Annotated in this window: 12 protein-coding genes and 1 pseudogene; 6 read left to right on the top strand and 7 right to left on the bottom strand. The window is 64.5% G+C overall.

All coding sequences use genetic code 11. The annotated features are described in order from the left end of the window. Positions 1-102 precede the first annotated feature (102 nt). The 3 genes and pseudogenes from NVV79_RS17385 to NVV79_RS22695 all read right to left on the bottom strand — a co-directional run bounded on the left by NVV79_RS17385 (position 103) and on the right by NVV79_RS22695 (position 3,181). The gene (locus tag NVV79_RS17385) at positions 103-729 is read right to left on the bottom strand and encodes a hypothetical protein (RefSeq protein ID WP_303991795.1); all 627 of its coding nucleotides are present in this window, start codon (positions 727-729) and stop codon (positions 103-105) included. Positions 730-977: 248 nt separating this feature from the next. Beyond that, positions 978-1,292 (bottom strand): quaternary ammonium compound efflux SMR transporter SugE, encoded by a 315-nt coding sequence (gene sugE, locus NVV79_RS17390; RefSeq protein ID WP_303991798.1) that lies wholly within the window; start codon positions 1,290-1,292, stop codon positions 978-980. A gap of 144 nt (positions 1,293-1,436) precedes the next feature. Beyond that, positions 1,437-3,181, bottom strand: a pseudogene (locus tag NVV79_RS22695) (MDR family MFS transporter). On the opposite strand from NVV79_RS22695, the gene NVV79_RS17405 reads away from it, so the two are divergent. Further along, on the top strand, positions 3,180-3,794 hold the full coding sequence (locus NVV79_RS17405) for a MarR family winged helix-turn-helix transcriptional regulator (protein ID WP_303991801.1): 615 nt from the start codon (positions 3,180-3,182) through the stop codon (positions 3,792-3,794). The pseudogene NVV79_RS22695 and the gene NVV79_RS17405 overlap by 2 nt on opposite strands. A 1-nt stretch (position 3,795) precedes the next feature. On the opposite strand, the gene NVV79_RS17410 is transcribed toward NVV79_RS17405, so the two are convergent. From NVV79_RS17410 to ndk, 4 genes are all read right to left on the bottom strand, one after another. After that, positions 3,796-4,602, bottom strand: a complete 807-nt coding sequence (locus NVV79_RS17410; protein WP_303991804.1) for a hypothetical protein — start codon at positions 4,600-4,602, stop codon at positions 3,796-3,798. A 70-nt stretch (positions 4,603-4,672) separates the two neighbouring features. Then, positions 4,673-6,610, bottom strand: coding sequence for a DEAD/DEAH box helicase (locus NVV79_RS17415; protein ID WP_303991807.1), 1,938 nt, complete (start codon positions 6,608-6,610; stop codon positions 4,673-4,675). 146 nt (positions 6,611-6,756) lie between these two features. Further along, positions 6,757-6,963 (bottom strand): 4-oxalocrotonate tautomerase family protein, encoded by a 207-nt coding sequence (locus tag NVV79_RS17420; RefSeq protein ID WP_146288660.1) that lies wholly within the window; start codon positions 6,961-6,963, stop codon positions 6,757-6,759. Continuing rightward, positions 6,963-7,385: a nucleoside-diphosphate kinase gene (ndk, locus tag NVV79_RS17425; RefSeq protein WP_303991811.1), complete on the bottom strand. Its 423-nt coding sequence runs from the start codon at positions 7,383-7,385 to the stop codon at positions 6,963-6,965. The genes NVV79_RS17420 and ndk overlap by 1 nt, the downstream gene beginning before the upstream one ends. Positions 7,386-7,559: 174 nt before the next feature. Here ndk and NVV79_RS17430 point away from each other — a divergent pair, with 174 nt between their 5' ends. The 5 genes from NVV79_RS17430 (at position 7,560) to NVV79_RS17450 (ending at position 12,734) form a co-directional block, all read left to right on the top strand. Next, positions 7,560-8,360: a penicillin-binding transpeptidase domain-containing protein gene (locus NVV79_RS17430; RefSeq protein WP_303991814.1), complete on the top strand. Its 801-nt coding sequence runs from the start codon at positions 7,560-7,562 to the stop codon at positions 8,358-8,360. A gap of 144 nt (positions 8,361-8,504) precedes the next feature. Continuing rightward, the gene (locus NVV79_RS17435; RefSeq protein WP_303991818.1) at positions 8,505-10,367 is read left to right on the top strand and encodes an ABC-F family ATP-binding cassette domain-containing protein; all 1,863 of its coding nucleotides are present in this window, start codon (positions 8,505-8,507) and stop codon (positions 10,365-10,367) included. Continuing rightward, complete coding sequence (locus NVV79_RS17440; RefSeq protein WP_303991820.1) at positions 10,364-10,795, top strand: cupin domain-containing protein; 432 nt, start codon at positions 10,364-10,366, stop codon at positions 10,793-10,795. The genes NVV79_RS17435 and NVV79_RS17440 overlap by 4 nt, the downstream gene beginning before the upstream one ends. A 78-nt stretch (positions 10,796-10,873) precedes the next feature. Then, positions 10,874-11,737 carry a DUF4344 domain-containing metallopeptidase gene (locus NVV79_RS17445; protein WP_303991823.1) on the top strand — a complete coding sequence of 288 codons (864 nt, stop codon included), beginning with the start codon at positions 10,874-10,876 and terminating at the stop codon, positions 11,735-11,737. An 82-nt stretch (positions 11,738-11,819) separates the two neighbouring features. Continuing rightward, positions 11,820-12,734 (top strand): ABC transporter substrate-binding protein, encoded by a 915-nt coding sequence (locus tag NVV79_RS17450; RefSeq protein WP_303991826.1) that lies wholly within the window; start codon positions 11,820-11,822, stop codon positions 12,732-12,734. Positions 12,735-12,737: the final 3 nt, after the last annotated feature.

The following is a 12,737-nucleotide window of genomic DNA, read 5'->3' on the forward strand; positions in this document are numbered from 1 at the left end:
CCACCTTGCGGCTGTGGCGCGATCTCGGGATGGGTCCCGGCTCAAGGCCGGGATGACATCGCGCGTGGGGCAGCGTTGTGCCCACGAGGTGTCATTCTCGGCTCAGAGCGTGGCGAAGGCCTTGGCGGAGGCTTCCGTGTTCCGCCTGGCGCGGTTGGTGGCGTGCTTGGCCAGTTGGGCGGCGCCGGAGTGGAACTGGGAGAAGGTGATGCGCCTGGAATCATGGGTGGCGATGGTGACGCCGCGCCAGTTGGGGCGAACGGAGCGGACATCGGACCAGACCAGCCTGGTTTCGCGGCCGAAGGCGCTGCGGTGCTCGACCTGGCTGTTGTTCCAGCGGGTACGGGTGAAGAGCCCGCCCAGGCCAATGCCTACGGCCCCTGCCCCCAGCATCAGCGAGGCGATGAAGGTGGCAATCATCTGGGTGGATTCGACATGCCTGACACCGCCAATGACGATGATGGCGCTCATCAGCACCACGGCCAGGGCCGCCGCGCCATAGCAGGCGAAATATTCGACCATGGACGGGCGTAGCTCCGACCAGCCATCGACGCTGATGGCCTCCTCGCCCTGCACGAGGCGCAAGGCGAGAAAGGCCGCATAGCCGAAGGCGACGACGCCCGCGGCACGGGCGAGCGGCAGACCAGCGGTAAAGGGGACGTATTTGAGGACGATCAGCGAAACGATAACGACGAGTGGCACAGCCACTTCCTGCCAGCGCAAGGGCACTATTGCTCTCCGAGATATGGGGGCCGGCGACGCTAGATCGGCAATCTATGCAGCAAATCTAGCAAGGCTGCATGATTTGACCATTAACAATTCCGGGAGCGCATGCGTCGGCATGGAACTCGCGTATTCCTGCAACAGTGAAGGCGGGCCCGAGAAAGTGATTCAAGCGCTTCGTGCAGTGATTCAAGGCGATGGCGAAGTGAGTCCGCCATCGCCAACAATCCATTGAAAGTGCTGGGCAACCGGGATCAGGACAGGACCTTGAGCCCGACGATGCCGGCGACGATGAGGCCGATGCAGGCGAGACGCGCCGCAGTGGCCGGATCGCCGAAGAGATACATGCCCAGCAGAGCGGTGCCGACCGTGCCGATGCCAGTCCAGACCGCGTAGCCGGTGCCGACCGGCAGATCGCGCAGGGCCAGGCCCAGCAAGGCGACGCTGATGACCATGGCAATGACGGTCAGCGTGGTGGGGACGAGGCGGGTAAAGCCTTCGGTATATTTGAGGCCGATGGCCCAGCCCATTTCAAACAGGCCGGCAATAGTGAGATAGACCCAAGCCATGGGATCTCTCCTTGGTATGGCGGGTCGTCCCGGCCGAAAAATGGAAACCGCGCGAGGTCGTCCACGCGCGGTTTCCAGATAGGCCATATCGGCACGAAGGTGAAGTGCATCCCCGGACCATCGGATGGTCCGGGGATGCATGGATCAGGCGCCGACAGCAGCGGCGGCGGCGTTTTCCTCGGCCTCGATCTCGGCTTCGGGTTCCCTGCGCAGGGTGGTGGCCAGCGGGATTTCCCTGAGCAGGAAGGTGAGGCCGAAGGCGATGACGGCCGCGCCGGCCGCAGTGAGGAAGACCGGGTGCAAAGCGGCGGCGAAGCCCTCGAGCACCTGGGCGCGCACGGCTTCAGGCAGGGCCTGGATGGCCTGGGCGTTGAAGGCGCTGCCGCCCGAGGGCATTGCCCCATCAAGCTGGCGGGCAAGGCCGCTGGCGAAGATGGCGCCGAAGACCGAGACGCCGATGGAGCCGCCGATCTGGCGGAACAACGTGTTGCCGGCAGTGGCGACGCCAACCAGTTCACGCGGCACGGCATTCTGCGTGGCGGTGACGCCGACGCTGTTGATGGGGCCAATGCCCAGGCCGACGATGAACATGTAGAGCGCGATCTGCCAATCGGGCGTATCGAGCTGCATCATGCCGAGCAGCAGCAGGCCGCAGAACAGCACGGCCGAGGCCAGCATGGGCAGCAGCTTGTAGCGGCCGGTCTTGCTCATGACGAAGCCGGACAGGGTCGAGGCGCCGATCAGGCCGACCATCATGGGCAGGAGCTGGAAAGCCGAATTGGTGGGCGAAATGCCCTTGGCGATCTGCAGGTAGAGCGGCAGGAAGGTGATGGAACCGAACATGGCCATGCCGACGAGGAAGCCGACGGCATTGGTGACCAGGAAGGTGTTGTTGCGGAAAAGCTGCAGCGGCAGCACCGGCTCGGCAGCACGTGCCTCGACCCAGATAAAGGTCAGGATCGCGGCCAGCGACAGGACGACGAGGCCGATGATCTCCACCGAGAACCAGGGGAAGGTATTGCCGCCCAGACTGGTGGCTAGCACGAAGGCCGAGAGCGCCGCGGTGAGCAGGACGAAGCCCATATAGTCGATCTTGTGGACGACGCGGGTCACCTTGGGCTTGAGGGCAAAGCCGATGACGGCCAGAGCCAGTATGCCCAGCGGCAGGTTGATCATGAAAATCCACTGCCAGCTCAGATGTTCGACGATGAAGCCGCCCAGCAGCGGGCCGACGACAGTGGCGACACCGAAGACGGCGCCGAAAATGCCCTGGATCTTGCCGCGCTGGCGCGGGGAATGACGTCGGCCACCACAGTCATGGCCACGACCATGAGGCCGCCGCCGCCCAGGCCCTGCACGGTGCGGGCGAAGATGAGGAAATTCATCGAATTGGCAAAGGCCGAGAGCCCTGCCCCGATGAGGAAAATGACGATGGCAGCCTGCAACACGATCTTGCGGCCGTAGAGGTCGCCGAGCTTGCCATAGATGGGGGCAACGACGGTGGAGCTGAGCAGGTAGGCGATGACCACCCAGGTCAGGTGTTCGAGGCCGCCCAGTTCGCTGACGATGGTGGGCAGAGCGGTCGACACGATGGTCTGGCCGAGCGAGGCCAGCAGCAGCGTCACAGCGACGGCGCCGATAATGAGGCCCACAGACTGAGCCTGCGGCTCTTCGCTGGCCGACTGCGACTGCGGCGCAGCGGCGGCCGACTGCGGCGCAGCGGCGGATTGTGCAGGTTGAGACATTGAATATCCTTTGGCGCAAGCTGGTGGCGCGGCAGAGTCGCGCCCACTTGCAGTATGAATTATTGCGGCATATATCTGCTTCCGGCAATTGCATGTCAATAGCACGTAATTGCCGGAAGCATGCGAAATTGCGAGGACTGCCATGCCCCATCAAGGTGGCAAGACCGATATGAATGCCCTGCTGCGCAAGGCCGGCGTGGATGCGGAGACCGTGGAAGCGGTGATCAGCATTGACGCGCTGATGCAGAACTGGCGACGGCGCGCCATGCGGCGCGAGCTGGGGCATCGCGCGCTGGTGGAACTCAAGGTGGGCATCGACCTGGCGCAGTTCGACGTGCTGGTGGCCATCGAGGCGCCGGCGGCGCAGTTCGGCGACAGCGAGGGCGAAACCATGGTGGCAACCGTGGCCGAGCGGCTGGGGATCGATCCGTCGCGGGCCAGCCGCGTGGTGAGCGAAATGGTCGAGGCGGGCTATGCGCGGCGGGCGGTGAGCCAGGCGGATGCGCGGCGCACCATCATCGAGCTGACCGATACCGGCCGAGCCATCATCGAAGCGGTGCGCGCCTACAAATTCCTGATCCTGGGGGATTTCCTCAGCGAATGGGACAAGGCGGACGTGGCGGCCTTCGTGCCGCTGCTGCGCAAGTTCGGGCAATGGCCCGAGCATATGGAAGCCGGCGCCACCAAGTTCGCGGACGATATTGCGCTGCTGGCGCAGCAGATTGCGGCCAGCCGGAAACAGGCCGAGCCGGCCTGAGCTAGGGGAAAGACGCCGGGTCGAGGCCCTCGCGCCGGCAGAGTTCGGCCATGGCGCTATCGGGCGGCGGCAGGGGCATGTCTGCCCGGCCACGATTGGTGAGCTGGCTGCGCCAGAGGTGGATGGCCAATGTATCGGGCTTTATGGCCGCGTCGGTGCTGGAGCCCGGCTGCATGAGTGCGGGAATGCCTTCATAAGGGATCGGATAGAGCGCGGAGCTGGGCAGGACATGGCCAGAGAGGCCGCGCTGGCGCACATAATGTGTCAGGGCCATGGGGCCGGTGGCGCCATATTGCATGTATTCGGGCGGCACGTGCTGGCCGATCAGGCGGCGCGCCGCGACTTCGAGGCGGCGGAAGATCGGCAGATGTGGCTCGAACAGGGGCCGCGGGCCGGAGCCGAAAATGCCGAGCAGGTCATCGAGCAGAGGCGCATCGGCCGGGATGTGAAGGACCGCGCCATTGACAGAGCCGGGACGCTCGTAAGCCATGAGATAGTCGGGCGGACCGACGATCGGCTGGACGCAATAGACGTCGAGGTCGGCGTAAATGCCGCGCTGCTGGCGCAGGCCGGTCATGCGGAAGAGATCGGAGAACACACCTGGGGTTCCCCTGCCCTTGTAGAATATCAGCCGTTCGCGCGGCAGGATGTCGGCGGCATCGCAGGCCACCGCGCCGGCAGGCAGAGCCGGGATGGGGTCGTAGGAATAGACCTCGACGCGATGGCCCCGGCGGCTGAACGAAGCGATGGACAGCGCTTCGAGCCAGCTCATCGGCCCGTGCCAGAAGCTGAAGATGGTGGGGAGCAAGGTTTCTCTCTCCAGGCTTGGAGGGGACCCGGCCTCATGGTTCGACAAGCTCACCATGAGGCCTCAGAGATCAGATTTGCGGCTTGCGCTTGGGCTTGTGGTCCTTCTTGGCCTTGGCGCCGTCCTTGCCGGCCCATTTGGGCTTGCCCTTGTCCTTGTTGGGCGGGGCCTTGGCGGGCTTGGGCGGGCGGGGCTTGTCGTCGTGCGGCTTCGGCGGGCGTGGCGTTTCGGCGGCCGGATCCCAAGCGCCGGTGGCCGGCTCGGCAAAATCGTCAGGGCGCAGGCCGGCCGAGCCGTAGCGGGCCTTGCGGTCGGCGCGTTCGGGGCGTGGGGCATTGGGGTCGTAGCGCTCGATGGGACCGGGCGGACGGCGCTGGGATGGCGGCGGGCCGGAGCGGCGTTCGCCGGGACCATCGACGGCGGAAATGGTGACGCCGCGTTCGCCGGAGCCGTTCTTCTCGATGCTCCTGGCGAAGGCATCGGCCTTCTGGGCGGCGACTTCGAAGATGGATTCGGTGTCGAAAATGCGGATGGAGCCGATGGCAGTCTTGGTGACGCCGCCGGCCTTGCACAGCATGGGCAGCAGCCAGCGCGGCTCGGCCTTGTGCTTGCGGCCGACCGAAACCTTGAACCAGGTGCCGCCTTCGAAGCGCTCGCGGGTGCGCGGGTCCTTGTCGCCGGGCTTGTCGAAGACCGGGGCGTCGGAGACGTCCTCGGGGGCTGGACGGGCGGCGAGTTGCTGGCGCAGATAGGCGGCGGCGATGGCTTCGGGCGTGTGGCGCGCCATGAGTTGGGCGATGAAGGCGGTTTCTTCCTCGGTGGCGGGCACGGTCAGCGCCTCGCTCGACAGGATGCTCTCGCGGTAGCGGGCCTCGATTTCCTCGGCGGAGGGGGGCTGCATCATCGAGACGTCGAGCCGGGCGGTCTTGAGGATGCGCTGGGCGACGTTGCGGCGATGCATCGGCGAGATAATGACGCAGGTGCCCTTGCGCCCTGCCCGACCGGTGCGGCCCGAGCGATGCAGCAGCGTATCGGGATTGGTCGGCAGGTCGGCATGGATGACGAGGTCGAGATTGGGCAGGTCGATGCCGCGGGCGGCAACGTCGGTGGCGACACAGATATGGGCGCGGCCATCGCGCATGGCCTGCAGCGCATTGGTGCGTTCGGCCTGGCTGAGTTCGCCGGAGAGGGTGACGACGTCGAAACCACGATTATGCAGGCGGGCCGAGAGGTGCTTCACGCCCTCGCGGGTGGAGGCGAAGACGATGGTGTTGACCGCCTCGAAATAGAGCAGCGTGTTGATGATGGCGTTTTCGCGCTCGGCCGCGGGCACCAGCATCAGCTTGTAGTCGATATCGGCGTGCTGTTCGGTGGCGCTTGAGGCGGCGACGCGCAGGGCATCGCGCTGGAAGGTCTTGGCCAGTTGGGCGATGGGCTTGGGCACGGTGGCCGAGAACAGCAAGGTGCGGCGGTCTTCGGGGGCGGCGTCGAGGATGAATTCGAGGTCTTCGCGAAAGCCGAGATCGAGCATTTCGTCGGCTTCGTCGAGCACGACAGCGCGCAGGGCCGACATGTCGAGGGCGCCGCGGGTGATGTGATCGCGCAGGCGGCCAGGCGTGCCGACAACGATATGGGCGCCCCGTTCGAGGGCGCGGCGCTCGGCGCGGGCATCCATGCCGCCGACGCAGGATGCGGTGCGGGCGCCGGCTTCGGCATAGAGCCAATCGAGTTCGCGCTGGACCTGGAGGGCCAGTTCGCGCGTGGGCGCGATAACGAGGGCCAGGGGCGCGCCGATTTCGGTGAAGCGCTCGGCGTCTTCAAGCAAAGTCGGCGCGATGGCCATGCCGAAGGCAACGGTCTTGCCGGAGCCGGTCTGGGCGGAGACGAGCAGGTCGCGGCCAGCGGTTTCGTCTTCGATGATGGCAGCTTGTACCGGCGTCAGGGTTTCGTAGCCCTTGGCGGCGAGCGCGCGGGCGAGCGGGGGGAGGATGGTTTCAGGCAGGGACATTTTTGGCTTTCTTGGACGCCGACCAATCATTTGGCGTCATTGCCGCACCGAGAAAATTCCTCGGCCTTCGCGGTTGGATGGGTATAGCACAATCAAAGCAAAAAGGCCGCCCGGCGGGCGGCCTGGTATTTCGATCCGGGGGCCGGTCAGGCCTTGGGCTGCTTGCGCAGCTCGGCGACGGACTTGCCGCCAAGACCCCAGTTCTCGAGCGGGACTTCATCGATCACGACGAACGTCTTTTCCGGGTTCTTGCCCAGAACACGCACGAGCACGTCCGTAATCCCGGCAATCACGTCGGCCTTCTGTTCGGCAGTGACGTTGTCTTCAAGAATACGAACGTTGACGTAGGGCATCAGCCCACCAGTTCGTCGTCGTTGAAGAAGAACTTGATTTCGGTGGCGGCGGTTTCCGGAGCGTCGGAACCGTGGACCGAGTTTTCGCCGATGGACAGGGCGAATTCCTTGCGGATGGTGCCGGGGGCAGCATTTTCAGGGTTGGTGGCGCCCATGACTTCGCGGTTCTTGAGGATGGCGCCTTCGCCTTCCAGCACCTGCACGACGACAGGCGAAGCGATCATCTGCTCGACCAGTTCACCGAAGAAGGGGCGTTCCTTATGGACCGCGTAGAAGCCTTCGGCCTGGGCGCGGGTCATGTGGATCTTCTTCAGCGCGATCGGGCGGAGACCGGCTTCCTCGAACTTGGCGATGATCTTGCCGATGAGGTTGCGACGGACGGCATCGGGCTTGATGATGGAGAAGGTGCGTTCGAGCGCCATGAGGGTCGATCCTTGAATGGGTCTGTTGGAAAGGTGGCGCCTTGTAACGGGAGAGTTTGACGGGCGCAAGACGGGCCGTGTGCGGCACATTCCCGGCGCCCGCCATCCAGGCTCCACATTTTCGACATGCCGGTTGCGTTAGTCGCGGCAAAGCGTTCCCGGAAGCCCAGCGTCATGTTCCTCCGCCTGCGTCACCTCCTGCCCGTTATTGCCCTTGGCCTCGCCGCCAGCCATGCCACCGCGGCCGAGCCCGTCAGTTGCACCGTTATCCTCGATGGGCATAGCGGGGCTGTGCTGGTGCGGGAGGGCATATGCGACCAGCGTTTCGCGCCATTTTCGACCTTCAAGCTGCCGCTGGCGGTGATCGGCTATGAGGCGGGCATTCTCATCGATGGCGAAACGCCGCGCTGGGAATGGCATGCCGGACTGACAGCGCCGGAGCGCGACCACAAGCCGGTGGACCCGACCGTGTGGGAGCGGGACTCCGTGCTCTGGTATTCGCGTGAGATCACCCGGCTGCTGGGGAGCGAGGCGTTCGGGCGGTATGTGGCCGAGCTCGGCTATGGCAATGGGGACGTGTCGGGCGCGCCGGGCAAGAATAACGGGCTGACGCATGGCTGGCTCGGCGCGTCGCTGAGCACCTCACCGGACGAGCAGGTCGCCTTTATACGCCGGCTGCTACAGGGTGGGTTGTCGTTCAATACGAATGCGCAGGCCTGGGCGGCGGCGATCCTGCCCGATTTCGCGGCCGGAGACTGGTCGGTCAGTGGCAAGACCGGCAGCGGCTGGGTGTCGGATGACCAGGGGCTTTACTACCGCGACCGGCCGCTGGGCTGGTTCGTCGGCTGGGCGCAGCGGGATGGGAATGTCGTGGTGTTCGCGCGGCTGCGAGTTGACGGGGAGCGGTCGGCCGACAATCTCGGGCCGGTGGTGCGCGAGGGATTTCTGGCGGACCTGCCCGGACTGCTGCCCTGATCCGCGGGCAGCGGCCATGCGGCAAAGCCGGTTGCCATAAGGGTCGCTTAACTCTATCCAACGCCAAACACTTTGTCGCAGGCCGGTTGCCACGGTTTCGTCCGTTGCGTGCCGCAGCCTGCCCTCTCCTCAGATTGCCTGACCATGCTCACTATCAACAACCTCACCTATCGCATCCAGGGCCGGGAACTGTTCGAAGACGCCTCGGTGGTGTTGCCGACGGGGTCCAAGACCGGATTTGTCGGCAAGAACGGCACGGGCAAGACCACGCTGTTCCACCTGATCCAGGGCCATATCGGCGCGGATTCGGGGTCGATCGAGCTCAACAGGAAGGCGCGGATCGGGGCGGTGGCGCAGGAAGCGCCAGCCGGCAATGAAAGCGTGCTCGACGTGGTGCTGGCCGCCGACAAGGAGCGCACGGCGCTGATGGCGGAGGCCGAGACGGCGACGGACCCGGACCGGATCAGCGAAATCTATATCCGCCTGGCCGATATCGACGCCCATTCGGCCGAGGCGCGCGCTTCGGCCATTCTCAAAGGACTGGGCTTCGAGCAGGACCGGCAGAATGCGCCAACGCATGAACTGTCGGGCGGCTGGCGCATGCGCGTATCGCTGGCCGGCGTGCTGTTCAGCCAGCCCGACCTGCTGCTGCTGGACGAGCCGACCAACTATCTCGACCTCGAAGGCACGCTGTGGCTGGAAAAGTACCTGGCCACCTATCCCTATACGGTCTTCATGATCAGCCATGATCGCGACCTGCTCAACAAGTCGGTCAGTTCGATCATCCATCTCGAGCATCGCAAGCTGACCTTCTACAAGGGCAATTACGACACGTTCGAGAATACTCGGCGGCTGCAGATGGAGCTCAACAACAAGAGCCGCGAGAAATCTCTGGACCAGATTGCGCATCTGCAGAAATTCGTCGACCGCTTCAAGGCCAAGGCGACCAAGGCCAAGCAGGCCCAGTCGCGCATGAAGATGATCGAGAAGCTGAAACCACCGGCGGCGATGTTCGATGAATATGCGGCGCCGTTCAAATTCCAGCAGCCGGAACACGAGCCCCCTACCCCGATGATCACGCTGGATGGCGTGGCCGCCGGCTATGGCGACAAGACCATATTGCGCAACATCACCACGCGCATCGACCCCGATGACCGCATCGCGCTGATCGGCGTCAACGGCAACGGTAAGTCGACCTTCGCCAAGCTCCTGGCTGGCGATATCGCGCCGATGGCCGGGCGGCTCAACAAGGGCAAGAAGCTGGAAATCGCGCATTTCGCCCAGCACCAGATGGACAAGTTGCAGCCGGAATGGACGCCGCTGGAGCATATGGTCGACCTGATGCCCAAGGACAATGAGGCAAGGCGCCGGAGCCGGCTCAACCAGATGGGGCTGACCACCAGCCGCATGGACACCAAGGCCAAGAACCTCAGTGGTGGCGAGCGTGCGCGCCTGCTGATGGGCATCATCACCTTCAACGGGCCGGGGATGATGATCCTCGATGAGCCGACCAACCATCTCGACATCGACAGCCGCGATGCGCTGGTGCATGCGCTCAACGATTATGAGGGCGCCGTGCTGATCATCAGCCACGACCGCCACCTGATCGAAGCGACCTGCGATACGCTGTGGATTGCCGAGGGCGGCACGATCAGCGAGCTGGACGAGGATCTCGACACCTACCAGCGCAACATCACCTCGACCAAGGAGCCCAGGAATGGCGGCAAGGGCGAGCGCAAGCTGAGCAAGCAGGAAGCGGCGGCGCGGCGTGCCGAGATCGCGCCGCTCAAGAATTCCGTTAAGGATGCGGAAACCAAGATTGCCCGTTTGAAGGTGGAAATCGCCAAAATCGATGCCCAGCTCGAGGACCCCAAGGTCTACAACGGCGCTCCCGACCGGGTGATCGCCCTGGGCAAGGACAAGGCCCGGTTTGCGGCCGACCTCGAGACCACCGAAGAACAATGGCTGGTGCTGAGCGCCGAGCTGGAGGACGCAGAGCGCGCATGAGCAAGCTCGCCGCCAAGGACGTGATCTTTACCCTGGGGATGCGCCCGCATCCCGAAGGGGGCTGGTATGCACGCACGTTCGAGGATGGCGACAAGGCCAGTGGCCGGGCGCGTTCGACCGCGATCTATTATCTTCTGGAGGCCGGCGACGCTTCGCACTGGCACCGTATCGACGCCGTGGAAGTGTGGCACTTCTATGCCGGTTCGCCCCTGAAACTGCGGATTTCCGACGGCGAGAGCGTCGATGAACATATATTGGGGCCAGACCTCGATGCCGGGCAACGGCCGCAGGTCGTGGTGCCGACAGCAACCTGGCAATCGGCCGTCAGCACGGGGGCGTGGACGCTGGTGGGCTGCACCGTGGCGCCGGGCTTCGAGTTCTCGGGTTTCGAGCTGGCCGACAAGGACTGGGCGCCCGGAAAGCACTAACCTTGCCGCCGGCTGCCCGTTGACAGTGACACTCGGTTGCCATTTGCTGGCAGCTCAAGACGCCATCGAAAGTGCATCATGCGCCGCCCTGGTTTCAAGCTGGTCTTTGCTTTGCTGGTCTGCCTGCTCTGGATTCCCGGGCTGGCCCAAGCGCAGGACATGACCAAGGCGCAGCGCGCGGAAATCCGGCGGTTTGCCTATAATAACAGCCTGTTCACGCTCTATCACGAGGTGGCTCACCTGCTGTTCGACCAGCTTGACCTGCCCATTCTGGGCCGGGAAGAGGATGCGGCGGACAACATGGCCACCTGGACCCTGCTCAACAAGCGGACGCCGGAGAGCGACCGGGCACTGGCCGACGCGGCGCAGGGCTGGATCCTGTCGGGCGTTGCCTATGACAGCGGCGGCGACGAGAGCGATTATGCGGCCGGGCACAGCCTCGACAAGCAGCGCGCCTACCAGATCGTCTGCCTGATGGTGGGCATGGACGAGACGGCGTTCCGGCCCATCGCCAATGAATACCGCATGGAGCGCGACCGGCAGGAAAGCTGCTACTGGGACTATGATACGGTAGACCGGGCCTTCAAGGGCCTGCTGGGCGCGCGCAGCAACAAGAACGGACGCGGCACCGAGGTTATCGTGACCTATCACGATGCCGGCGGACGGCTGCGGGCAGCCGCCGATGCCTTCAAATCGAGCGGCGTGTTCGACCAGGTGGCCGACGAATTGCGCAGCAATTACAACCTGCGCCACCCGGTGCTGTTCAATGCCCAGCGCTGCGGGGAGGCCAATGCCTTCTATGATCCGGACACGGTGGAAGTCATTTTCTGCTACGAGATGATGGCCGACTTCATGGAACTCTACGAGGCCAACATGCCCGAAACGGTGGCGCCGGTGCCGCGGCAGACCGGCGCGGGCAAGGAAAAGACCTCCAAATTCTGATGTTCCGGCTATAAGTTGATATTGACACTCAACTAAAAATCGATCCAGTAGCGAGCCAGTGAAACGCTCCGGATCGATCCCGATGTCCATCAAGCTCAATCGTCGCAATTTCACGCTTGGAACCGCGGGCCTGGCGCTTGGCGCCATGCTGCCCGGTCGTGCCTTTGCGCAGGAAACCCGTTCCGTCACAACGATTTACGGCACCTATGACATTCCGGTTTCGCCCCAGCGCGTCGTCGCCATCGACTCGCGGCTCGACCTGCAGCCGGCGCTGGCGCTGGGCCTGCCGGTGGTAGGCTATGGCCATTCCACGCCGGGGAGCTGGGTGCCGGTTCCCGAGGGACTGGAGTTCTATGGCTCGGAGGTCAATATCGAGCAGGTGCTGGCTTCGGACCCGGACCTGATCATCTGCGCCGACTATGACCCGGACAGCGTGTGGTGGCCGGCCAACCGGCTGCGCGACATCGCGCCGGTGGTGACCACGTCGGGCGCCAAGCCGTGGAAGGAGGCGTTCCGCGAGCTGGCGACGCTGCTGGGCATGGACGGCGCCGGCGACGCGGCGATTGCCGAATACGAGGGGCTGATCGCCGAGATCAAGGCGCGGCATGGCGAGAAGCTGGCCACCAGGACCGTGGTGAGCGTGCAGCCATGGGAAGGCACGCTCTATGTGATGAACGGGCCGAAAATGCTGCAGCCGCAGGTACTTGCCGATCTCGGCGCCAAGACAATCCCACCCAAGGAAGGGCAGGAATATGACAGCGGCGAGATTCCGGCGGAGGCCTTCGGCGATACGCTGGGCCAGGTCGACGGCATCATCCTCGCGACGACCTCGCCAGAAGGCGCCACACTATTGGACGGGGAACCGACCTGGCAGCGGCTGCCGGCCGTGGCCTCCGGCGCGCTGGTCGCCTCCAACGGCAACATCAATTATGGCAGCATCTATTCGGCCATCAAGGTGGCGCAGATGGTGGACGAACTCTACGGCAAGATGGCGTGACGA

Origin of the sequence: Devosia ginsengisoli, from assembly GCF_024707105.1 — a bacterium.
GTDB classification, from domain to species: domain Bacteria; phylum Pseudomonadota; class Alphaproteobacteria; order Rhizobiales; family Devosiaceae; genus Devosia; species Devosia ginsengisoli_A.